Source organism: Kitasatospora sp. Xyl93 (assembly GCF_055383135.1).
Genome location: NZ_AP029185.1, coordinates 229874 through 250555 on the forward strand (window position 1 = coordinate 229874; position 20682 = coordinate 250555).

20 protein-coding genes are annotated in these 20682 nt (G+C 75.2%); 11 read left to right on the plus strand and 9 right to left on the minus strand.

All coding sequences use genetic code 11. From position 1 onward, the window contains the following. Positions 1–53 precede the first annotated feature (53 nt). Positions 54–734, plus strand: coding sequence for a DUF6445 family protein (locus ACZ5GH_RS01100; RefSeq protein ID WP_387755202.1), 681 nt, complete (start codon positions 54–56; stop codon positions 732–734). Between the two features lie 23 nt (positions 735–757). Here ACZ5GH_RS01100 and ACZ5GH_RS01105 read toward each other — a convergent pair whose 3' ends face one another. Beyond that, entirely contained in the window at positions 758–1381 is a 624-nt protein-coding gene (locus ACZ5GH_RS01105) for an endonuclease (protein ID WP_464333111.1), read from the minus strand. A gap of 215 nt (positions 1382–1596) precedes the next feature. On the opposite strand from ACZ5GH_RS01105, the gene murQ reads away from it, so the two are divergent. Further along, positions 1597–2502, plus strand: a complete 906-nt coding sequence (gene murQ / locus ACZ5GH_RS01110) for an N-acetylmuramic acid 6-phosphate etherase (RefSeq protein ID WP_464333112.1) — start codon at positions 1597–1599, stop codon at positions 2500–2502. Between the two features lie 33 nt (positions 2503–2535). On the opposite strand, the gene ACZ5GH_RS01115 is transcribed toward murQ, so the two are convergent. Next, complete coding sequence (locus ACZ5GH_RS01115) at positions 2536–3198, minus strand: TetR/AcrR family transcriptional regulator C-terminal domain-containing protein (protein WP_464333113.1); 663 nt, start codon at positions 3196–3198, stop codon at positions 2536–2538. Positions 3199–3298: 100 nt separating this feature from the next. Here ACZ5GH_RS01115 and ACZ5GH_RS01120 point away from each other — a divergent pair, with 100 nt between their 5' ends. Further along, positions 3299–4594 (plus strand): MFS transporter, encoded by a 1296-nt coding sequence (locus tag ACZ5GH_RS01120; RefSeq protein WP_387755192.1) that lies wholly within the window; start codon positions 3299–3301, stop codon positions 4592–4594. Positions 4595–4855: 261 nt separating this feature from the next. Then, entirely contained in the window at positions 4856–6364 is a 1509-nt protein-coding gene (locus tag ACZ5GH_RS01125) for a TolB family protein (RefSeq protein ID WP_464333114.1), read from the plus strand. Between the two features lie 62 nt (positions 6365–6426). Here ACZ5GH_RS01125 and ACZ5GH_RS01130 read toward each other — a convergent pair whose 3' ends face one another. After that, positions 6427–8013 carry a glutamate synthase subunit beta gene (locus ACZ5GH_RS01130; RefSeq protein WP_464333115.1) on the minus strand — a complete coding sequence of 529 codons (1587 nt, stop codon included), beginning with the start codon at positions 8011–8013 and terminating at the stop codon, positions 6427–6429. Between the two features lie 134 nt (positions 8014–8147). Continuing rightward, entirely contained in the window at positions 8148–8474 is a 327-nt protein-coding gene (locus tag ACZ5GH_RS01135) for a hypothetical protein (protein WP_401115291.1), read from the minus strand. Between the two features lie 408 nt (positions 8475–8882). Between ACZ5GH_RS01135 and qcrB the strand changes: the two genes are divergently transcribed. Next, complete coding sequence (qcrB, locus tag ACZ5GH_RS01140) at positions 8883–10505, plus strand: cytochrome bc1 complex cytochrome b subunit (protein ID WP_464336775.1); 1623 nt, start codon at positions 8883–8885, stop codon at positions 10503–10505. 137 nt (positions 10506–10642) lie between these two features. Here the strand turns inward: qcrB and ACZ5GH_RS01145 are convergent, their stop codons facing one another. Continuing rightward, positions 10643–11044, minus strand: coding sequence for a hypothetical protein (locus ACZ5GH_RS01145; protein WP_464333116.1), 402 nt, complete (start codon positions 11042–11044; stop codon positions 10643–10645). Positions 11045–11400: 356 nt separating this feature from the next. Here ACZ5GH_RS01145 and ACZ5GH_RS01150 point away from each other — a divergent pair, with 356 nt between their 5' ends. Together ACZ5GH_RS01150 and ACZ5GH_RS01155 are read left to right on the plus strand one after the other, a co-directional pair. Beyond that, a complete protein-coding gene (locus ACZ5GH_RS01150) occupies positions 11401–11727 on the plus strand; it encodes an acyl-CoA-like ligand-binding transcription factor (RefSeq protein ID WP_464333117.1) in 327 nt (108 codons plus the stop codon). Positions 11728–11914: 187 nt separating this feature from the next. Continuing rightward, positions 11915–12346 (plus strand): YchJ family protein, encoded by a 432-nt coding sequence (locus ACZ5GH_RS01155; RefSeq protein WP_464333118.1) that lies wholly within the window; start codon positions 11915–11917, stop codon positions 12344–12346. 48 nt (positions 12347–12394) lie between these two features. Here ACZ5GH_RS01155 and ACZ5GH_RS01160 read toward each other — a convergent pair whose 3' ends face one another. Further along, positions 12395–13387, minus strand: coding sequence for a polysaccharide deacetylase family protein (locus ACZ5GH_RS01160; protein WP_464333119.1), 993 nt, complete (start codon positions 13385–13387; stop codon positions 12395–12397). A gap of 255 nt (positions 13388–13642) precedes the next feature. Between ACZ5GH_RS01160 and ACZ5GH_RS01165 the strand changes: the two genes are divergently transcribed. Beyond that, positions 13643–14182, plus strand: a complete 540-nt coding sequence (locus ACZ5GH_RS01165; RefSeq protein WP_464333120.1) for a GNAT family N-acetyltransferase — start codon at positions 13643–13645, stop codon at positions 14180–14182. 7 nt (positions 14183–14189) lie between these two features. Here ACZ5GH_RS01165 and ACZ5GH_RS01170 read toward each other — a convergent pair whose 3' ends face one another. Further along, positions 14190–15107: a carbohydrate kinase family protein gene (locus ACZ5GH_RS01170; protein WP_387755168.1), complete on the minus strand. Its 918-nt coding sequence runs from the start codon at positions 15105–15107 to the stop codon at positions 14190–14192. Positions 15108–15444: 337 nt separating this feature from the next. On the opposite strand from ACZ5GH_RS01170, the gene ACZ5GH_RS01175 reads away from it, so the two are divergent. The 3 genes from ACZ5GH_RS01175 (at position 15445) to ACZ5GH_RS01185 (ending at position 18077) form a co-directional block, all read left to right on the plus strand. After that, a complete protein-coding gene (locus ACZ5GH_RS01175) occupies positions 15445–16998 on the plus strand; it encodes a M1 family metallopeptidase (RefSeq protein ID WP_464333121.1) in 1554 nt (517 codons plus the stop codon). Between the two features lie 265 nt (positions 16999–17263). Next, positions 17264–17752, plus strand: a complete 489-nt coding sequence (locus tag ACZ5GH_RS01180) for a nuclear transport factor 2 family protein (protein ID WP_464333122.1) — start codon at positions 17264–17266, stop codon at positions 17750–17752. 88 nt (positions 17753–17840) lie between these two features. Beyond that, positions 17841–18077, plus strand: a complete 237-nt coding sequence (locus ACZ5GH_RS01185) for a hypothetical protein (protein WP_387755160.1) — start codon at positions 17841–17843, stop codon at positions 18075–18077. Positions 18078–18143: 66 nt separating this feature from the next. Here ACZ5GH_RS01185 and ACZ5GH_RS01190 read toward each other — a convergent pair whose 3' ends face one another. Further along, positions 18144–19745, minus strand: coding sequence for a sigma-70 family RNA polymerase sigma factor (locus ACZ5GH_RS01190; RefSeq protein ID WP_464333123.1), 1602 nt, complete (start codon positions 19743–19745; stop codon positions 18144–18146). Between the two features lie 199 nt (positions 19746–19944). After that, positions 19945–20307 (minus strand): CAP domain-containing protein, encoded by a 363-nt coding sequence (locus ACZ5GH_RS01195; RefSeq protein WP_464333124.1) that lies wholly within the window; start codon positions 20305–20307, stop codon positions 19945–19947. Between the last annotated feature and the right edge of the window lie 375 nt (positions 20308–20682).

Here is a 20682-nt window from a genome sequence, read left to right on the forward strand (position 1 = left end):
GGTTGACCTGCTCACGGCAGAACGTTGACGATCACCGCCCCTATGGTCGGCGCATGCCCCCACAGCCCATCAGGCCTATCGCCCTGCCCGTTCTGCCGTACCGCAAACCCACCCGCGGCCGGGACTACTGGGTCCTGGACGACGTGCTGCCCGACCCGGACGCCGTCCGGGAGCGCTGCCTGGCCCGGGGGGACTGGACGGAGGGCTACCCGCACCGCCCCGAGACATGGCCCGGACTGCGCACCATGCCGGGCCTGGAACCCGACGAGCTGGCCCGGGTCGAGTCGCTGGTCCGCAAGGCCACCGGCGCCTCCCGGCTCTGGGTGCAGAGCACCCCGGGCGGCGGCACGCTCAACCACAACTGCGTCCAGGTCGTCGGCGCCGGGGAGTCCGAGTCCCGCCCGCACACCGACTCCCGCGCGCTCTGCCGTTACGCCGCCGTCCTCTACCTCAGCCCCGGCGCCCCCAAGGACGCCGGCACCAGCTTCTACCGCCAGCAGTTCCCCGGCGGCCGCCTCGGCGGCAACCTGGTCAACGCCCCGCACAACAACCTGGTCGAGGCGCTCGGCACCCGCCACGTACCGGCCGACCACTTCACGGAGGACGTCCGCGTCCCCAACCGCTACAACCAACTGCTCCTCTACCACGCCAACCTGATCCACAGCGCCACCGGCTACTACGGCACCGAGCTCGCCGAGCGGCGGATGACGGCGGTCTTCTTCTGGATGGCCTGACGCCCGCCCAGCAACGGCACACCTCACCCGGCCCCCACGTGCGCCAGGCTCGCCCTGGTCAGCGCCGCCGCAAACCGGGCCAGGTCCCCCGGCCCGACCAGCGCCGCCAGTCCGTCCGGCTCATCCGGCAGCCCGAGCGTCCGGGCCTCCTCCAGCACCCGCTCGTCGAAGTACGGCCGCAGCGAGGGCCAGACCGCCTGCGCCTCGCGCCGGAAGATCCCCGCGCCGACCGGTCCGATCCGGGGGAACTCCCGGAGCAGCTCGCCGATCCGCTCGGAATCGCCCCCGGCCTCCTCCCGCAGCCGCCGCAGGTCACCGTGCCAGCGGTCGAGCAGCAGCTCCGCCCCCTGTCCGAGCGCGGTGGCGGTGCTCTCGTCGTAGCGCACGTAGTGGGCCCGGCCCAGGGCTTCGATGAGCGTCCGGCGCCGGGCGCCGGCCATCGCACGCGGGGTCCGCAGCCCGGCGGCCGACAGTTCGCGGGCCGCCGCGGTGGCGGTCCCGGCGCTGATCCGCACCGAGCAGAGCACGGTCAGGACGAGCAGCCGGTACAGCGGCGAGGGCCTGTCCCGCAGCGTGATCCCCGCCTCCTCCGCGTAGGTGCGGCCGAACCGGTCCAGCAGTTCGGCAACGGTCGGTTGCACGGCCACCACCTCCCTCCCTCCACGCTTGCCCTGATTCGGGCGCCTCGCACCCGGGGAGGCTCGCCGCATGAGCGAGCGCAGCGAGCGAATCATCAAGAGGTGCGCGTGGGCGAAGGCCCCTGCCGAGCGAGGCGAGGCGGGAGCATGAGCGAGCGCAGCGAGCGAATCATCAAGAGGTGCGCGTGGGCGAAGGCCCCTGCCGAGCGAAGCGAGGCGGGAGCATGAGCCGTGATGCCGTTCCCACGACCGAGACCGTCCGCCCCGAGTGGGCCGCGATCGACCAGCTGCCCACGGTCGAGCTGCTCCGCCTGATGAACGCCGAGGACCGCACGGTGCCCGCGGCGGTCGCCGGGGAGCTGGACCGGATCGCCGCCGTGGTCGACGCCGTGGCCGCCCGGATGGCGCGTGGCGGCCGGCTGGTCTACGCCGGTGCGGGGACGGCCGGGCGGCTCGGTGTGCTGGACGCCGTCGAGTGCCCGCCGACCTTCGGCACCGATCCGGCGCTGGTCGTCGGCCTGATCGCGGGCGGACGCTCGGCCGTGACGGCGGCCGCCGAGGGCGCCGAGGACCGCACCGACCTCGCCGAGGCCGACGTGGCCGCGCTCGCCCTCACCCCCGCCGACACCCTGGTCGGCGTCTCCGCCTCCGGCCGTACGCCCTACCCGCTGGCCGCCGTCCGCGCCGCCCGGGCGGCCGGGGCGCTGACCGTCGGGCTGGCGTGCAACCGGGGCTCGGCCCTCGCGGCCGCGGCCGAGCTGGGCGTCGAGGTGGAGGTCGGCCCGGAGGTACTGGCCGGATCGACCCGGCTCAAGGCGGGCACCGCGCAGAAGCTGGTGCTCAACCTGCTGTCCACGGCCGTGATGGTCCGGCTCGGACGGACGTACGGAAATCTGATGGTCGACCTGCGCGCCACCAACGACAAGCTGCGCGACCGCGCCCGACGGATCGTCGCCGAGGCGACCGGCGCCGACGGGGCCGCGGTCGACCGCGCCCTGGCCGCGACCGGCGGCCGGGCCAAGGACGCGGTCCTGTCCCTGCTCGCGGACGTGGACGCCCCCACCGCCGCCCGCCTGCTCACGGCCTCGGACGGCCGGCTGCGCGAAGCCCTCCGGCTCGCCCAGCCCTGACGCCCGCGCCCCGGGGCCGCCGGCATCCAGGCCCTAACGGCCCTCCCCAGCCTCCCGCGCGATCTCCGCGCGGAACCCCTCGATCAGCACCCGCAGCCCGTACTCGAAGTCGGCGTCGTGGTCGGTCATCCGCAGCACGTCGACCGCCTCGCGCAGCAGCGGCAGTCCGCTCAGCGCCTCGTCCGGGAACGGCGGCCGGTCGCGGTCCGCGGCATCCTGCCGCCAGGCCTGCTCCTCGGTGACCCAGCCCATGATGTAGCGGTCGACGGTCAGCAGCAGCCGCAGCGCCGTGCGCGGGCGCAGCCCGGCTCCGCAGAGCGCTCCCAACTGGGCCTCGACCGCCGGGAGCTCGTCCTCGGTGGGCAGGGTTCCGGCGTGCACCCGGGCGCCGTCGCGGTAAGCGAGCAGGGCGTTCCGCTTGGCGCGGGCGTCGGCGGCGATCCACTCGGGCCAGTGCTCCGGGTCCGGCTCGCGGTCGGGCGGGAGGGCCTCGGCGAGCATCGCCTCGGCCATCAGGTCGAGCAGTTCCCGCTTGCTCTTGAAGTGCCAGTACAACGCCGGTGACTGAACGCCGAGTTCACGGGCGAGCCGGCGGGTGGTCAGCCCGTCGATGCCCTCCTCGTCGAGCAGGCGCAGCGCCGTGCGCACCACCTCGTCGCGCCGCAGCGCCATCCGATCGACCTCCCCGTCAACCACTTGCCAGGCCCACCTTATCGCCGATAAGTTCCCGAGCTGGAACTTATCGGCGATAAGGAGAGCCGTCGCGACGCCGACGGCCGCGAAGGGATCACCCCTCATGACCTCCGGACCGGACCCGACCTCCGGAAGGGGCCGCTTCCGGTCCCGAGTGCTGCCCGACACCGCGCCCTGGCGGTCCTCCCGGGACTTCCGGCTGACCTGGACCTCCGGCACGGTCACCCTGCTCGGCTCGATCTTCACCATGACGGCGATCCCGCTCCAGATCGCCGACCTCACCGGCTCGCCGCTGGCCGTGGGCGCGGTCGGCGCGGTGGAACTCGTGCCCACCGTCCTGTTCGGCCTCTACGGCGGTGTCCTCGCCGACCGGGCCGACCGCCGCACCGTCGCCCTGGTCACCGAGGTCGCACTGGCCGCGCTCAGCGCCCTCCTGCTGGCCAACGCGCTGCTCGGCACGCCCTCCGTCTGGCCGCTCTACGCCGCCGCCGGGGTGGCCGCGGCGCTCCAGGGCATCCAGCAGCCCTCGGTCGAGGCGATGGTGCCCCGGCTGGTGCCCCGGGACCAGCTGGTGGCGGCGGGGGCCCTGCTCTCGCTGCGCTGGAGCATCGGCGGCGTGGCCGCCCCGGCGGCGGCCGGCCTGCTGATCGCCACCGCCGGCGTCCCGGCGGCCTACCTGGTCGACCTCGGCACCTTCCTGCTCTCGATCGCCCTGCTCGCCCGGGTCCGGCCGGTCCCCTCCGAGCGGGACGCCGAGGCACCGCGGCTCACCGAGTTCCTCGACGGCGCCCGGTACGCGGCCAGGCGGCCCGATCTGATCGGCACCTACCTGGCCGACCTCGCCGCCACCGTCTTCGCCCTGCCCACCGCGCTCTTCCCGTTCCTGGCCGCGGACCTGGACGCCACCTGGGCGCTCGGCCTGCTCTACTCGGCCGGCGCGGCCGGCAGCCTGCTCGCCGCCGCGACCGGCGGGTGGGCGGCGCGGGTGCACCGGCACGGCCGGCTGGTCCTGCTCTCCGCCGCCCTGGTCGGCGCGGCGACGACCGCGGCCGCGTTCGCCCCGGGACTATGGACCGTGCTGCTCTGCCTCACCGTCGCGGGTGGCGCGCACTGGATCGGCGACACCTTCCGCAGCGCCATCTGGAACCAGTCCATTCCGGACGAACTCCGGGGCCGCGCCGCCGGGTTGGAGATGCTGACCGGATCCGCCGGCCCGGCCCTGGGCGACCTCCGGGCCGGCGGGCTCGCCGCCCGACAGGGCATCCGGGCGGCCCTGCGCACCGGCGGCCTGCTCTGCCTCGGCAGCTCGGCCGCGCTGTCCGCCGCGATCCCCGCGCTCTGGCGCTACGACCAGCGGGCCCACCGCACCGGGCCGGCCACCGCGGAGCCCACCCCGTGACGGCACCCGCCCACCGGCCCCCGCCCCAACCCACCACCCCCCGTAGGCAGATCTCCCGACCCTCCTGTCACCGGATCGCCGCAACAGCCGTACGCACCCGACTCGATCACGTCTGCGGGCTCCCGGCACGGGTGCGCCGCTCCCGGCGCGCAACCGTTGACCGACCGCCCCGCCCGGCGGTTGGCTCACCCCGAGCCGGCCGCCGGGGAGTTCGGCGTCCACCGCCGACGCGGCACGGCCGATCCCAGGGGAGGGAACCAGATGATCCGCATCCGCCGCCCGCTGCGCACGGCCTGCGCCCTCGCGGCCGCCGCACTGGTCGCCGCCGTCGCCGCACCGGCCCAGGCCGCTCCGGCCGACGCGGGCCCGGCCGTCCGGCCGGGCGCCCGCACGGAACGCGTCTCCGTCGGTCCCGGACACGCTCAGGCCACCGGAGCCTCGCAGGCCGACGGTCTGAGCGCCGACGGCCGCTTCGCCGTCTTCACCTCGCAGGCCGCCGACCTGGTGCCCGGCGACACCAACGGCACGTCCGACGTCTTCGTCCGTGACCTGTGGACCGGCCGCACCGAACGGGTCGACACCGGCCCGGGCGGCGCCCAGGCCGACGGCGCCTCCTACCAGGCCGCCATCAGCGGCGACGGCCGCTACGTGGCGTTCGGTTCCACCGCCACCAACCTCGCCCCCGGCGCCAACCGCGGCTCCGAGGACGTCTACGTCCACGACCGCCGGACCGGCGAGACCCGGCTGGTCAGCGTCGGCAGGACGGGAGTGCCGCAGACCGGCAAGCTCTCCGGCGTCCCCTCGATCAGCTGGGACGGCCGCTACGTCGCCTACCAGTCCAACCGCGGTGACCTCGCCCCGGGCACGGTCACCTGGTCCGGCGGCAACATCTACGTCACCGACCGCTGGACGGGCGACACCCGCCTGGTCAGCATCGGCGCGGACGGCAGGGAGGCGGACGCCTCCTCCTCCGCGCCGGAGATCAGCGCCGACGGCAACACGGTCGTCTTCATCTCCAAGGCGACCAACCTCCTCGACCCGGGCCAGGCGGGCGGCCTCTCCCCGAAGGTGGTCGCCGAGCTCAGGGCCAGCTCCGACCAGGAGTTCACCGCCGACTCGTCCCGCCCAGACGCCCGCCCCGACGCCCTGCCCGACTCCCGAGCCGACCTCCGACCCGTCGCCCTCCCCGACCCCCGCGCGGAGATCCGCAAGCCGCGCACCTACCCGCTGTACGCCCGCGACCTGCGCACCGGGCGGACGAGCCTGGCCAGCCCGGACGCCGACGGCGGCTACAAGGGCGTGGTCAGCCCCTCGATCAGCCCCGACGGCCGCTACGCGGTCTACTCCTCCTGGGTCCTGCACGGCGACTCCCAGTGGGACCGCCACTTCGAGGTCTACGTCCGCGACCTCGGGCGGGGCACCGAGACGCTGGTCAGCGCCGGCCTGCCCGGTACGACGACCACCCTGAGCTCCTACGGCGGCCGGATCACGGCGGACGGCCGGTGGGTCCTCTTCAGCTCGGAGGCGGCGAACCTCGTCCCCGGCGACACCAACGGCGCCGAAGACGTGTTCCGCCACGACCTGTGGACCGGCCGCACCGAGCGGGTCAGCCTGGCGGGCGACGGTTCGCAGAGCACCGGCCCCTCGCACTCCCCGTTCCCCGGCGCCTTCGGCACCACCGTGGTGTTCACCTCGGCCGACGGCACCCTCGTCCCCGGGGACACCAACGGCGTGGAGGACGTGTTCCTCCGCCGCCTGCCGCTGTTCTGACACCCGCCCGACGGACCACTGACCCCCGGCGGAGGCCCGGTCCGGCGCGGGCGCTCCCGGACTCACACCGTGAGCGCCCGCGCCGAGGCCCGGATCGGCGCCGGCAGCTCCGTCCACCCCCGCAGGTACCGGTCGACCGCCGCCGCGACCGCCCGCCCCTCGGCGATCGCCCAGACGATCAGCGACTGCCCGCGCCCGGCGTCCCCCGCGACGAACACGCCCTCCGCCGCCGTGGCGAAGCCGTCGTCCCTGGCCAGGGCGCCCTCCGCGCCGGTGGCGAGGCCGAGTTGGCCGAACAGCCGCCGGTCGGGCTCCGGCCCGGTGAACCCCAGCGCGAGCAGCACCAGCTGCGCCGGCAGGCTGCGCTCGGTACCGGCCCGCGGGCTGCGGTCGGCGGGTTCGGCCTCGGCGAACCGGACGGCGGCCAGCCGACCGTCCGGGCCCGGCTCGAAGCCCACGGTGGCCGCGGCGAACACCCGGGGCCCGGCCTCCGCGGCGCCGGACTCCTCGTGCGAGGTGGTCTCCCGGTAGACCTTGGGGTGCACCGGCCAGGGCTGCCCGGCGGCCCGGCCCCGCGGCGGACGCGGATTGACGTCCAACTGGGTGACCGACGCGGCACGCTGGCGCAGCGCCGTCCCCAGGCAGTCCGCCGCCGTGTCCCCGCCCCCGACGATCACCACGTCGCGCCCCTCGGCGGACACCGGTGAGACCGGGCGGTCGCCCTCGTCCACCCGGTTCGCCCAGGTCAGGTAGTCGATCGCCTGGTGCACCCCGGACAGCTCCCGACCCGGCACCGGCAGGTCCCGGCAGGCGGTGGCGCCCACCGCGACCACCACCGCGTCGTACCCGGCCCGCAGTTCCTCACCCGGGACGTCCCGGCCGACCCACACCCCGGTGCGGAGGTCGACGCCCTCGGCCCGCAGCTGGTCCAGCCGGCGCTCCAACCGGTGCTTCTCCAGCCGGAACGGCGGGATGCCGTACCGGAGCAGCCCGCCCGCGCGGTCGGCCCGTTCGTACACCGTGGTGGTGTGCCCGGCCCTGGTCAGCTGCTGGGCGGCGGCCAGCCCGGCCGGCCCCGAGCCGATCACCGCGACCCGCCGACCACCGGCCCGCTCCCGGCACTCGGGCGGCCGGGGCACGTCCCAGCCCGCTTCCCACGCCCGGTCGGCGATCGCCAGCTCCACGTTCTTGATCGTCACCGCCGCGCCGTCGATCGCCAGCACGCAGGCGCTCTCGCAGGGCGCCGGGCAGAGCCGCCCGGTGAACTCCGGGAAGTTGTTGGTCGCCAGCAGCCGCGCCGCGGCCGCCCGCCAGTCCGCCCCCGCGCCCCGCTCCTCCCCCGACCCCGTCCCCGTCCCCGTCCCCGTCCCAGGCGCCGGCCCCGGGTCCGACCCGGCCCCAGGATCCGGCTCCGACCCCGGATCCGACGCCGCCACCAGCCGGTTCCACTCCGGCACCAGGTTCCCCAGCGGACAGGCGCTGTGACAGAACGGCAGCCCGCACTCCATGCACCGCCCCGCCTGCCGGCCCACCACCGGCAGCAGCGACCCCGGCCGGTACACCTCCCGCCAGTCCCCCAGCCGCTCCCGCGCGTCCCGCCGCGCCCGCTCCGCGCGCGGGGTGGTGAAGAAGGCCATCCGGTCTGCCATCGCGGCCTCCGGCAGGGCGTGCCGACACGGACCAAGCGGCCCGCCCACCCGGCGGCGCGCCACCGTACGCCCGCGAAGCACCGCGCGAAACCGGCGGCCGCCGCAGCCCGCCCCTGCCCGTCGGACGGCCCCGCTCAGCCCCACCACTGTTCCGGCACCGGCTCCGGCTCGGGCGAGTCCGGGACCGTCACCGGTTCGGCGCAACGCACCAGCAGATCCCCCTCCTCCGTACCGGCGACCAGGTAGCCGCACTCGCGCAGGACGACCGCGGCCGCGCCGCTCAGTGCCGCGACCGCCTCCCGGGAGGGCGGACCGCCCGGCTCCGCGCCCGGCGTCCAGCCGACCACCACGCCCTCGGGGTGACGGTCGATCCACAGCGGTGAGGAGCCCGGGCCGGTGTCGAACCCGGCGCGGGCCAGGGCCTCGGTGACGTCCTCGAAGAGTTCACGGTGATCCGCCATTGGCGAAGCGTAGGCCCTGGACCGGGAGACCCCCGGACACGGCGCGCGCCGACACGCTTCGGGGGCACCCGACCGCAGCATCGGCACCCGTTGGGCCGAGCGGCGGCCAGCCGATCGGGCGTCAGAGCCCCCCGTCCGGCCCGACACGAGCGGCCGGACGGGCCGATGGACGTGCACAGTCGGCCCCCTGCCGACAGCATGACAGAGTAAGCGCTCCATCACCCTGAGCAACGGGTCCAGCGGAACACCTGGTCCGCGCGCCGGTCCGGCCGGCGGGCCCGTATCGAGAGGTCCCATGATCACAACACTTCGCCGGCCGGCGTTCCCGCCGGCGGGCCTCCAGCACGGTACGCCGAGGACGCCGGGGAGCCCGTCGTGAGAACCGACCAGCAGTCGCAGCCGGGACCGGTGACCAGCACGCGCGCCAACCCCGCCAACCCGGCCGAGGCCCTGGCCGACTGGACGGACGGCCGACTCGGCATCTACTCCCTGGCCAAGGCCAACCTGCGCAAGATCTTTCCCGACCACTGGTCCTTCATGCTGGGCGAGATCGCGCTCTACACCTTCGTCATCATCATCCTCACCGGCGTCTGGCTCACCATGTTCTTCACGCCGAGCATGGGCGAGGTCGTCTACGACGGGTCGTACGTGCCGCTCAAGGGCATCCCGATGTCCGAGGCCTACTCCTCGACGGTCCGGATCAGCTTCGACGTGCGCGGCGGCCTGCTGATGCGCCAGATCCACCACTGGGCCGCGATCGTCTTCGTCGCCTCGATGCTGACCCACATGATGCGCGTCTTCTTCACCGGCGCGTTCCGCAAGCCGCGGGAGGTCAACTGGGTCTTCGGCGCGCTGCTGCTGATCCTCGGCATGTTCGACGGCTTCATGGGCTACTCGCTGCCGGACGACCTGCTCTCCGGCACCGGCATCCGCTTCATGGAGGGCGCCGTCCTGTCCGTCCCGATCGTCGGGACGTACCTGCAGTTCTTCCTCTTCGGCGGCGAGTTCCCGGGCACCGACATCATCCCCCGGCTGTTCACCGTCCACGTCCTGCTCATCCCGGGCGTCATGGTGGGCCTGCTCGCGGCGCACCTGATCCTGGTCTTCTACCACAAGCACACCCAGTTCGCCGGGCCCGGCCGGACCAACAGCAACGTGGTCGGCATGCCCCTGCTGCCGGTCTACACGGCCAAGGCGGGCGGGTTCTTCTTCCTGGTCTTCGGCGTGGTCGCGGTGATGTCGGCGATCGCCACGGTCAACCCGATCTGGGCGTACGGGCCGTACCGTCCGGACCAGGTGTCCACCGACGCCCAGCCGGACTGGTACATGGGCTTCTCCGAGGGCCTGATCCGGGTGATGCCGGGCTGGGAGATCAGTGTCTGGGGCGGCCACACCCTCAACCTCGGGGTGTTCATCCCGCTGATGGTCTTCCCGCTGGTGCTGATGGTGATCTGGTGCTACCCCTTCCTGGAGGCCTGGATCACCGGGGACCGGGGTGAGCACCACATCGCCGACCGGCCCCGCAACGCGCCGGTCCGCACCGCCTTCGGAGCGGCCTGGATGGCCCTCTACCTGCTCCTGCTGGCCGGCGGTGGCAACGACCTGCTGGCCACCCACTTCCACCTCTCGATCAACGCGATCACCTACGCGGTGCGGGCCGGCTTCTTCACCTTGCCGGTGGTCGTCTTCGTGATCACCAAGCGGTGGTGCCTGGGCCTCCAGCGGCGGGACAGGGAGAAGGTGCTGCACGGCCGGGAGACCGGCGTCATCAACCGGCTCCAGCACGGCGAGTTCGTCGAGGTGCACGCCCCGCTGCCGCAGGGCCGGCTCTACACCCTCACCTCGCACGACCAGCCCCAGCCCTCCGTGCTGCCGCCCGCGGTGGACGAGAACGGGGTGGCCCGCAAGGCCGGACTGTGGACCCGCGCGCGGGTGAAGCTCTCCCGCGGCTTCTACGGCGAGTACAGCCAGATCGCCAAGCCCACCGTCGAGGAGCACGAGGAGATCACCAGCGGCCACGGCCACCACTGATCCCCCGACCGGTCCCCGACGTCGGAAAGGGCCCGCTGTGCCGGAGACGGCACAGCGGGCCCTCGTCGCGCCCGGGGCGGTCGACGGCGGCCCGGGCGCACCCGGCCGCACCGGACGGTGACGGCCGGAACGGTGGGTCAGCCGCGCAGGACGGCCGGGACGACGGCGATCAGCGCCGCCGCCACGGTGACGGAGAGGCAGAGCGCCGCCCAGCGGGCGCAGATCCGGCGGCACTCGACGCGGTAGCGGGCGGCCAGCCGCCGGCAGCGCTCGACCGCGCGGTCGACGACCTCCTCGGCGTAGCGCAACCGGTCTGCGGCGTAGGCCTGTTCGAGGAACTCCCGCTCCGGCTCCGGAAGCCACGGGAACTGCGCGGCGAACGCGCGGGCGTCCCGCTCGGCCGCCGCGACCTCCGCCTCCCAGGCCAGGAACCCCTCGATGCGAGCGAACCCCGCCCGCGAGTTCACCCGGGCACCGGCCCCGGCGGGCCTGCCCTGGCGGGGGGTCCGCGCTCTCGGCGGACGCTGTCTGCCACCCATGACCGCTCCTCAAGTCGTGTCGAGTCGTCCCGTCGGAAATCCTGCGGGCACGGGCTCCCGGCGGGGATCGCTCCGCAACCAGGCAACTACTACCAGCGACGAACCGCAGGTGGGGGGACGGCTCGCCAGAACCCGTACACCCGGGAAAATCTTGCGTGCCGCGCACGATCGGGCACCGCGCACCTCTGCCGGGACAGTGATACCCGGACGAACGGTCAACCCGGACTGCGGGAACGGAAGAAGGCCGCGACGCGGGAGGCCCTCAGCCGGGCGGCACTGCGCCCGGCGATCGAACGGGGGCTGGAGAACGCCCGGCGGAGGAACCGCTCTGGGAGGCACTGACCCGGTCGCCGGCCGTGCCGTTCGACGGCGCGGCCGAGGAGCCCCACGTGCAGTGGACGGCCGCCGTCCGGCTGCTCCTGGGCGAGCCCGCGCTCCAGGCCGAGGTGGTCCGCGCCACCGCCGCCACCCGGGCCGGCCTGGCGGCGGCGGTGGCCGCCCGCACCGGGACCGACCCCGACCGGGACCTCTACCCGAAGCTGGTCGCCTCGGCCGCGCTCTGCGCACTGCAGGTCGCCGACGAGCACCACCTGACCGCCGACCCGGCGGTGCCGTTCCAGCCGCTGTTCGGCGAAGCCCTGCGACAGCCGGCGGCCGGGCTGCCCGATCCGCGGAACGGGTGAACCCGCCGTACCCGAGGGGGTTCGGGACGACCGACGCCGCCGCCGCGGTCGGCGCCGCCCGCTCTGGGCCCGCCCCGGCCCGCCGTCCGGCTCGGCCGCTGACCCGGGTGGCAGTCGCGGGCGGACCAGGGGCGGCGGGGGCGGGCCCGCCGGGGAGCCGTCCGACGGGTGGGGGAGAATGGACGGCATGTCCCGACGTCGTTCCGAGTCCCGCGCCGCCGCGCCCCGGCTGCTGCCCTCCTCCCCCTGCCCCTGCGGCCTGCCCGCCGCCTACGGCGACTGCTGCGGCCGGCTGCACCGGGGCCAGGCGAAGGCCACCACCGCCGAGTCCCTGATGCGCTCCCGCTTCAGCGCCTTCGCCGCGCAGGACGAGGCGTACCTGCTGCGCACCTGGCACCCGGACACCCGGCCCGCGGAGGTCGACTTCGATCCGGGGCTGCGCTGGACCGGGCTGGAGGTGGTCGGCACCACCGAGGGCGGCGCGTTCCACGCGGAGGGCACGGTCGCCTTCCGGGCGCACTGGACCGAGGGCGGCGAGGCGGGCGTGCTCACCGAGAACAGCCGCTTCGTGCGGCACGAGGGCGCCTGGGTGTACCTCGACGCCCTCTCGCTCGGCTGAGCCGCCCGGCCCGCGGTCGGCGCTGCGGCCGGCGGCTGCGGGTGGCCGCTACAGGTAGTCGTCCAGCCGGGCCAGCGCGAAGCCCTGCTCGGTGACCTCGTTGAGGACCTTGCGCAGCAGGTCCGGCATCGAGGCCTTCCAGATGTCGGCGCCCCGGAAGTGGGTCAGGATGATGTCGCCCGGATGGAGCTTCCGGTCGTCGTAGCGCCACTCCATGTGGTCCGGGAACGCCTCCTCGTTCCACAGCGGCACCGCCTCGACCCCGCAGGAGGCCGCCGCGCGCAGGGTGTCGTCGTTGTACTCGCCGTACGGCGGCCGGAAGAGCCGGGGGCGGGCCCCGATCTGCTGCTCCAGCTGGTCCTGCTGGGTGCAGATCTCCTGGCGCTGGCTCTCGTAGTCCAGCACCTTCAGGTTGCGGTGGTTGATCGTGTGGTTGTTGATCTCCACGCCCTGGGCGTGGAGGTCGCGGAAGTAGCCGTAGTTCTCCCGGGCCAGGTAGTCGGAGACGTAGGCGCTGAGCGGGATGCCCAGCTCCTCGGCCATCCGGGAGAACTCCGGGTCCTTCTCGGCGCCGTCGTCGACGGTCAGGAAGACCACCTTGTCGTCGGTCGGCACCCGGTAAACGACGGGCGGGCGGCCGTCCGCGAGCTTGACGCCCTGCACCGGGGTGAGGGCGGCCCTGGTCGCCGGGCGCGGCGGGGCCTTCAGCGGCGGACGCTCCAGGCCCCAGCGCTGGGCGGTCTCCAGCGCGGCTCGGACGGCCGCCTCCTGGCGGGCCATGGCCTCGCTGCTGTTCTGCTCCTCCTTGCGGGCCAGGCCGGGCAGCAGCTGCGCCGCGGGCGGGGCGCCCGCGCGGTCGGCGTCCTCGGCCGCCGCGACGGGGGCGGCCGCCCCCGGAACCGCGACGGCCTCGGCGGCGGGCGCCGGCGTCGCCTTGGCGTCGGCGGCCGGGGCCGACTTCGGCCCGGCGGGAGCGGCCGGACCGGCGCAGCCGGCGAGGACGGCGGAGAGGCAGACGGTGGCCAGCAGGCCGGTCCGCACACCGCTCCGGTGGTGCTGATTCCCCCTCAGACCCCCACTAATACGACAACCTGATGGTCTGTTCATGAGTGCACTGCTCCCCCGCCGCGCACCACCGCCAATCCCCTCGTCACCCGTTCGGGGCAACGACGCACCGGGGTCCTTGCCGTTCCTTTGCCCGGCGGCGGGCGGCCGGGTGATCAGCGGCCTCCGGCGACGGGCGGGGCCGCCGGGAAACCGATTGCGGTGCCGGCCCCCGAACCGGATCATGCGCCCATGACGAACACCGCGCCCGGCCGCTCAGCCCTCTGGACCATCACCACGGCCGACGTGACCACCCCCGAGGCCCTGGACCTGCTGCGCGAGTACTACTACGACGTGGCCAACCGCTACTACCGCCTGCACTTCGGCCGGGAGGGCACCCCCGAGGAGCTGGAGTCCGGCCTGGCCGGCTCCCCCAGCGACGACCTCGCCGCCCCGGACGGCGTCTTCCTGATCGGTCGCCACGACGGCGTGGCCCACTCCTGCGCCGGCCTGCGGCGGATCGACGCCACCACCGCCGAGCTCACCCGCGTCTTCGTCCGCCCCGGCCTGCGCGGCACCGGGGGCGGCGCCGTCCTGCTGGCCGCCGTCGACCGGGCCGCCCGCTCACTGGGCGCCGAGCGGATCGTCCTCGACACCCGCCTCGACCTGATCGAGGCCCGCACGCTGTACCTGCGCAACGGGTACCGGGAGATCCCCGCGTACAGCAGCGGGCCGTACGCCGAGATCTGGTACGGGAAGGACCTCACCGTCGGGGTGCGACAGGGCAGTTGAGCCTGGGCTACCCGGCGCTCGCGCCGGAGCGGGGCGGCGGGCCGCCCGCCAGGGCGGCCGCGAGTTCGGCCGCCGAGGGCGGGTTGGCGCCCGGGCGGGCGACGGTCAGCGCCGCCGCCGTCACCGCGTGGGTGAGGCAGGCCGCGAGGTCGGCGCCCGTCGCACGGGCGTGCAGGAAGGCGGCCGTGAAGGAGTCGCCGGCGCCGACGGTGTCCGCGACCGGTACCGGGAGGGCCGCGGCCTCGGCGCGTCCGCCGTCCGCGGTGCGGGCGAAGGCGCCCTCCGCGCCGAGGGTGACCGCGACCACGGCGGGGCCGAGGGCCAGCCAGCGCTCGGCCACCGCCTCGGGCGGCTCACCCGGATAGAGCCAGGCGAGGTCCTCGTCGCTGGCCTTGACCAGGTCGCTCAGCGCCACCAGGCCCTCGACCCGGCGCACTGCCTCGGCCCGGTCCCCCATCAGCGCCGGGCGCACGTTGGGGTCGTAGCTGATCCGCGCCCGCCCGCGCCAGCGCTCCACCAGTGCCCGCACCGATGACGCGCCGGGCTCGGTGACCGCGGCGATCGAGCCGACGTGGATCGCCGCGGGCGGCTCGGCGGGTTCGGTCGGCGGCAGCGTCCAGCGGATGTCGAAGGAGTAGCGGGCCCGGCCCTGACCGTCCAGCTCGACCACCGCCGAGGGCGTCCGGGAGGCCTCGACCGCCTCCACCCGCACGCCCGCCGACTCCAGGTGCCGGCGGATCAGCCGGCCGTTGGCGTCCGGGCCCAGTTCGGTGAGCAGCGTGGCCGGGCGGCCCAGCCGGGCCAGGCCGTAGGCGACGTTCGCGGGGCTGCCGCCGGGGTGCACCCGGTCCGGGGCCTCACCCGTACGGACGATGTCGGCGACGCACTCGCCGATCACCAGAACGGGCGATTCGGGGCTGGTCACGGCGGCTCCTGGCATCCGGTACGCGGGCGTCGTCTCGGCTGCCAGCCTACGGGTTGCCTCCGGGCGCGCGGCGCCAGGGCACAGAAGTACGGCCGCCGGACCTGGCCAGGTGTTCCGACGGCCGTGGCACCGTCCGTCAGGGGAAGGTGCACTCCTGACGTTAGAGCGCGCGGGGGTGGACCGCCATCACCGTGGGCCGTCCGGGGGACCACGGTGCGTCGTCGAACCGGGCCGATCGCGCCCGGGGTGGTCGGGCGGTCCACTAGCATCCGTGGCCGGGCCTTCCGTCCCGGCGGCCCCCGCCTCCGCTCCCGCTCCCGAAGTGCGGTGATCACCCATGGTCAGGCCCCGCGCCGGTCTCGTCCCGTCGCTCGCGCTCAGCGCGGTGCTGCTGTCCGCGAGCGTGCCGACGGCCGGGGCCGCCGACGGGCTGGGCGATCCGGTCTTCCCCTCGCTCGGGAACGCCGGGTACCAGGCGCTCGGGTACGACCTGGCCTTCGACTACCGGGCCGGGAGCCGGACGGTGGACGGCACCGCCGTGGTGACCGTACGGCCCGACCGCGCGCTGGCCCGGCTGGAGCTGGACGCGCTCGGACTGACCGTGCGCGCCGTCCGGGTCGACGGGCGGCCGGCGGAGTTCGCGGCCCACGACGAGAAGCTGACGGTCACCCCGGCCAGGCCGTTCCTCCCGGGCGGCGTCACCCGGCTGACCGTCGAGTACACCGCCGACCCGCGCGCCCCGCTGCCGCACACCGGCTGGGTCCCCACGCCGGACGGCTTCGCGGTGGCCGGCCAGCCGAACAGCGCGCACACCGTCTTCCCGTGCAACGACCACCCGAGCGACAAGGCGCGGTTCACCATCGCGGTGACCGCCCCGGACGGCCTCCTCGGCGTGGCCAACGGGGAGCTGGCGGCCACCGAGCGGCACGGCGACGGCCGCACCACCCGCCGGTACGTCTCGCGCGAGCCGATGGCCACCGAGCTGGTGCAGGTCTCGGTCGGCGACTACACGGTGCACGAGCGCACCGGCCCGCACGGCCTGCGGCTGCGGGACGTGGTGCCGACCGCGCGCGCCGCCGAGCTGGAGCCGGCGCTCGCCCTCACCCCCGGCCAACTCGCCTGGGCCGAAGCGCACCTGGGGCCGTTCCCGTTCGAGACGTACGGGATCCTGCCGGTCAACACCGACGACCCGGCCGCGTTCGCCTTCACCGGCCTGGAGACCCAGACGCTCACCCTCTACAAGCCGAACTTCCTGCGGCAGCCGGAGCCGGCGATCGGCTCGCACATGATGCACGAGCTGGTGCACTCCTGGTTCGGCAACAGCGTCTCCCCCGCCCGGTGGTCCGACCTCTGGCTCAACGAGGGCCACGCCGACTTCTACGGCCTGGCCTACCGCTACGAGCGCGGCTGGCCGGACGCCTGGGGGTACGCCACGCTGGTCGACCGGATGCGCTACCTCTACGGCCTGGGCGACCAGTGGCGGCACGACTCCGGGCCGGTGGCCTCCCCCACCGCCGCCGACCTCTTCGACAGCCAGCGCTACACGGGCGGCGCGCTGGTGCTGTTCGCGCTGCGGGAGAAGGTCGGGGCGGAGACCTTCGACCGGATCGAACGCACCTTCCTGCGCACGTACCGGTACGGGAACGCGACCACCGAGGACTACGTGCGGACGGCCTCGGCGGTGTCCGGGCAGGACCTGCGGGGCTTCCTCGACGACTGGCTGTACGGGCTGCGGACGCCGCCGATGCCGGGGCATCCGGACTGGGTGGTGGGCCCGGTGGGCCGACTGGGCGCCGCTCCGGGGGTGTCGGCTCCCGGGGCGCGGGTCCGGGAGGGTGGGGCCGCAGTGGCCGGCGGGCCCGGGGTGGCGCGGGGCTCCGGGACGCTCTGAACGGCGCGGCTGGGGCTGCTGGTGCACGCCCGGCGCGCCGCCGTGCGTCCGATCACCCCTCGCACGCCCCTGACCGACAGGGGCTGGTGGGGCCATGGTGGTTCCCACGGCCCGCCCGCCGCCCGGCACAGCCCCGGTCGGCTCGCGGGCCGTCCAACGTTCCCCCGCGCCCCCGCCGGTGAGCGGGCGGCAGGACTCCCGGCCGGATTGTCAGTCCCCGGTGCTAGCGTCCCCAGCACGATCGGGAACGAACGGGGGTTCAGTGATGGGTGTCGATCTGACGGGTGGCCATCTGGCGGGTGGCGCGCAGGCGGGTGGCGAGCTGACGGGCGGCGAACTGCGGGAGGCCGGGGCCGGGGTCTACGACCGCTGGACGGCTCTGTGGAACGGTGGGTCGGGGCCGGCCGAGGAGATCATGGCGCCCGACTTCACCCTGCGGTACGCGCAGGCGGGCACGGAGGCGTTCGACGGCGTGCGGACGCCGGCCGGGCTGGCGGAGCTGATCGGGCGGTGGCGCGCCGGGCGGCCGGGGCTGCGGTTCGAGACCGAGGGCGTCCCGGTGGTGGACGTGGAGTCGGTCGACGGCGCGCTGTCCGGCCTGGTGGCCCGGCCGTACCGGGCGAGCTTCCCGGACGGCGAGGGTGGTGTGACGGCGCGCAGCGGGACGGACACCCTGCGGCTCAGCGGTGGGCTCATAACCGAGGTGTGGTCGGTCTCCTCGGGTGCCGCCGGGCGGACGTTCTACCGGGCCTGACGCCGCGGTCGGGCATGGTGGGGCCCGGTGGGGCGGGTGGGGCCGCGGTAGGCCGTAACCCTTCCGGCGCAGCGTCGTTGGACCGGCCATGAAGAAGCGCAGCATGCTTGCCGTCGCCTCGCTCGCCGTGGGTGTCGTGGCCTCCCTCACCGCGCCGAGTGCGCACGCCAGTGCCGTGGGCGGGCAGGAGGGGCTGCCCGGGCCGCTGAGCAGTGCCACGGACGTGGCGCCCGGGCAGGTCGGTGACGCGGGCGGTGTCCTCGGGGAGGCCACCGGCTATGTGACCGGGTCGGCGGACGGCCTGGTGGCGGCCACGCCCGCGTAGTCCCCACGGCCTCCGGCCGGTCACCGCTGCCCGGTCGCCGTCGGCCGGGCTTCAGGACAGCGGGGTTCAGGACAGCGGGGCTCCGAGGTCCTGGGTCCAGTGGGGGGTGCCGGCCGAGCTCGTGGCGAAGCCGACGCCGATGTCCTTGAATCCGCAGTCGAGCATGTTGGACTGGTGGATTCCGCCGTCCATCCAGCGGGCGAAGACGGCGGCCGGGGTGGTCGGGCCCCGGTCGAGGTTCTCGCCCCACTGGGACCAGCGGTAGCCGGCGGCGGTGATCCGGGCCTCCGTCCGGACGCCGTCCGGGTTGACGTGGTCGAAGAAGCCGCGGGTGGCCATGTCCTCCGCGTGCTTCTGCGCCGTGCCGTGCAGCCGGGGGTCGATCCGCAGCGGGGTGCAACCGGCCTTGGCGCGTTCGGCGTTGACCAGGTCGACCAGCTGGCGCTCCGGGTTGGGCTGCGGTGTCGCGGTGGCGCTGCGAGTCACGGTCGGCGTCGGGGTGGGCGTCGCCGTCGGCGTCGGGCTCTCCGCGGGTGTCGGGGTCGGCACCGGGGTGGCGGTGGCGGGTGCGGCGGCAGCGGTCGGGGTGTCCTGGGCCGCGGCCGGGGCAGTGGGCTCCGGGGCCGTCGGCTGCGGCGGCTCGCCGGCCTGCGGCCAGACCAGGGCGAGGGTGGTCACGGCGACGGCCGCGGCCGCGCCGCTCGCCAGGACGGCCTTGCGGGCAGCGGTGCCCGCCCAGCCGCCGTGCCGTCCCGCGTGCGCACCGGCTCCGGCGTGGGTTCCGCCGCCTGCGCCGCCGCCCGTTCCGATACCCGCACCGGAGCCCGCTCCGGTGGCGGTCGTCGAGGACGCGACGGCGGCCGCGGTGTGCTGGAAGTGCAGCAGTACGGGCGCGTCCAGCGGGATCGGCACCAGGGCGAGGCCGGCCAGCAGCCCTTCGGCGGGGAACAGGTCCCGGCCGAGGCCGCCGCAGTCGGAGCAGTCGCGGATGTGGCGGGCGATGCGCTTGCGCCAGACCGAGTTCGGGGTGCCGTCGAAGCCCGCGGTGAGCTCGGTCAGCCCGGGGCAGCGGGGGTAGGCGCCGAGCGCGCGGACGACGACGCGGCCCGCTTCGAGCTGCTTCTTCATCCGCTGCACGCGCACGGCGGTGTGCTGCGGGCTCAGGTCGAGGGCCTCGGCGAGTTCGGCGCGGGTCAGCTCGCCGGCTGCCTCCAGCCACCAGAGGGCGAGCAGCTCGCGGTCGTCGGGGTCCAGCCAGCGGGTCGCCTCGGCCACCTCGCGGCGCTGGCCGGACAGGCCGAGGCGCAGGATGGTGAGGTCGGTGAAGTCGGCCCGCGGGTCGGGGACCTCCCAGGTCTCGTCCAGGCCGCCGACGGTCGGCTGCTGCTGGCCGGCGGCGTGTCGACGGCGCACCTGGTTCATGGTGATGGCGACCAGCCAGGACCGGAAGGACTCCGGCTCGCGGAGCCCGTCCAGGCCGTCCAGGGCCCGGATCATGGTCTCCTGCGCGACGTCGTCCACGTCGGCGTGGCCGCCGAGGGCGCGGCCGGCCACGTTGTAGACGAGCGGCAGCCAGGTGGCGACCAGCGCCTCCTGGGCCTGCCGGTCACCTGCCTGCGCCGCGAGCACCAGGGTGGTCCCGGTCCTGTTCTGCACATCAGCGTTCATGGTCCGCACTCCGTCTTGCCGTGTTTCCGTCCGCCGCTGCCTCCTCGGAGACCCGTGGGGAGTGATCAGATAACAACAATGTGCACGGAATCGGAAAATCGGACCGGAACGATCAGCCCGGATCGGCAGGCCCGGTCCGGGGGTCAGACCGGGCCGGGGCCTGGAGAACCGGAGCCGTCGGGTGCGAGCCGCGGCCGGTTCACGCCGGGGCGGCGAACACCTGGGTCCACCACGGGCCGTTGGTGCCGGTCCGCACGCCCACGCCGAGCTGCTTGAACGAGCAGTTCAGGATGTTGGCCCGGTGGCCCGGGCTGTTCATCCAGGACACCATCACCGCGGCCGGGTCCTTCTGGCCCCGGGCGATGTTCTCGCCCCAGGTGCTCCAGCTGTAGCCGGCCGCCTCGATCCGGTGGTCGGCGTGGTTGCCCTCGGGGCTGGCGTGGTCGAAGTAGCCGCGGTCGGCCATGTCGTCGCTGTGCGACTGGGCCGCGCTCGCCAGCCGCGGCTCGGCGCTGACCGGACCGCAGCCGGCCTTGGAACGCTCGACGTTGACCAGGTCCACGACCTGCTGGGCGTACGACGGAGACGCGGCCCCGCCCGCCGGCGGGGCCGCGGTGGCCCGCTTGGGTGCGGGCTGGGCGGCCGTGGCGGAGCGGGTGGCGCTCGGAGTCGGCTTGACCGTGGAGGCCGCGGGGGTGGGGACGGCGGTCGGGGGTGGCGACGGCCGGGGCCGTCGGGGCGGCCGGAGCGGTCGCGGTCGGCGCGGCCAGGGCGCTCGGGACGGCCGCCGGGTCCGTGGTGGGGGCAGCGGGGGCGGCCGGCGGCGGGACGTCCGGGTTCGTCCCCCCGGTGCCGGGCACCTGGATGCCCTCGTGGGTGCCCAGCTCCGCGGAGATCAGCGCGTCGGCGGCCAGCGACTGGCCGGCCATGTCGCGGT

Coding starts and splice junctions, on each gene's coding strand:
- ACZ5GH_RS01100 (WP_387755202.1), top strand. CDS start 54: ATGCCCCCACAGCCCATCAGGCCTATCGCCCTGCCCGTTCTGCCGTAC.
- murQ (WP_464333112.1), top strand. CDS start 1,597: ATGAGCCGTGATGCCGTTCCCACGACCGAGACCGTCCGCCCCGAGTGG.
- ACZ5GH_RS01120 (WP_387755192.1), top strand. CDS start 3,299: ATGACCTCCGGACCGGACCCGACCTCCGGAAGGGGCCGCTTCCGGTCC.
- ACZ5GH_RS01125 (WP_464333114.1), top strand. CDS start 4,856: ATGATCCGCATCCGCCGCCCGCTGCGCACGGCCTGCGCCCTCGCGGCC.
- ACZ5GH_RS01130 (WP_464333115.1), bottom strand. CDS start 8,013: ATGGCAGACCGGATGGCCTTCTTCACCACCCCGCGCGCGGAGCGGGCG.
- ACZ5GH_RS01135 (WP_401115291.1), bottom strand. CDS start 8,474: ATGGCGGATCACCGTGAACTCTTCGAGGACGTCACCGAGGCCCTGGCC.
- ACZ5GH_RS01145 (WP_464333116.1), bottom strand. CDS start 11,044: ATGGGTGGCAGACAGCGTCCGCCGAGAGCGCGGACCCCCCGCCAGGGC.
- ACZ5GH_RS01155 (WP_464333118.1), top strand. CDS start 11,915: ATGTCCCGACGTCGTTCCGAGTCCCGCGCCGCCGCGCCCCGGCTGCTG.
- ACZ5GH_RS01165 (WP_464333120.1), top strand. CDS start 13,643: ATGACGAACACCGCGCCCGGCCGCTCAGCCCTCTGGACCATCACCACG.
- ACZ5GH_RS01175 (WP_464333121.1), top strand. CDS start 15,445: ATGGTCAGGCCCCGCGCCGGTCTCGTCCCGTCGCTCGCGCTCAGCGCG.
- ACZ5GH_RS01180 (WP_464333122.1), top strand. CDS start 17,264: ATGGGTGTCGATCTGACGGGTGGCCATCTGGCGGGTGGCGCGCAGGCG.
- ACZ5GH_RS01185 (WP_387755160.1), top strand. CDS start 17,841: ATGAAGAAGCGCAGCATGCTTGCCGTCGCCTCGCTCGCCGTGGGTGTC.
- ACZ5GH_RS01190 (WP_464333123.1), bottom strand. CDS start 19,745: ATGAACGCTGATGTGCAGAACAGGACCGGGACCACCCTGGTGCTCGCG.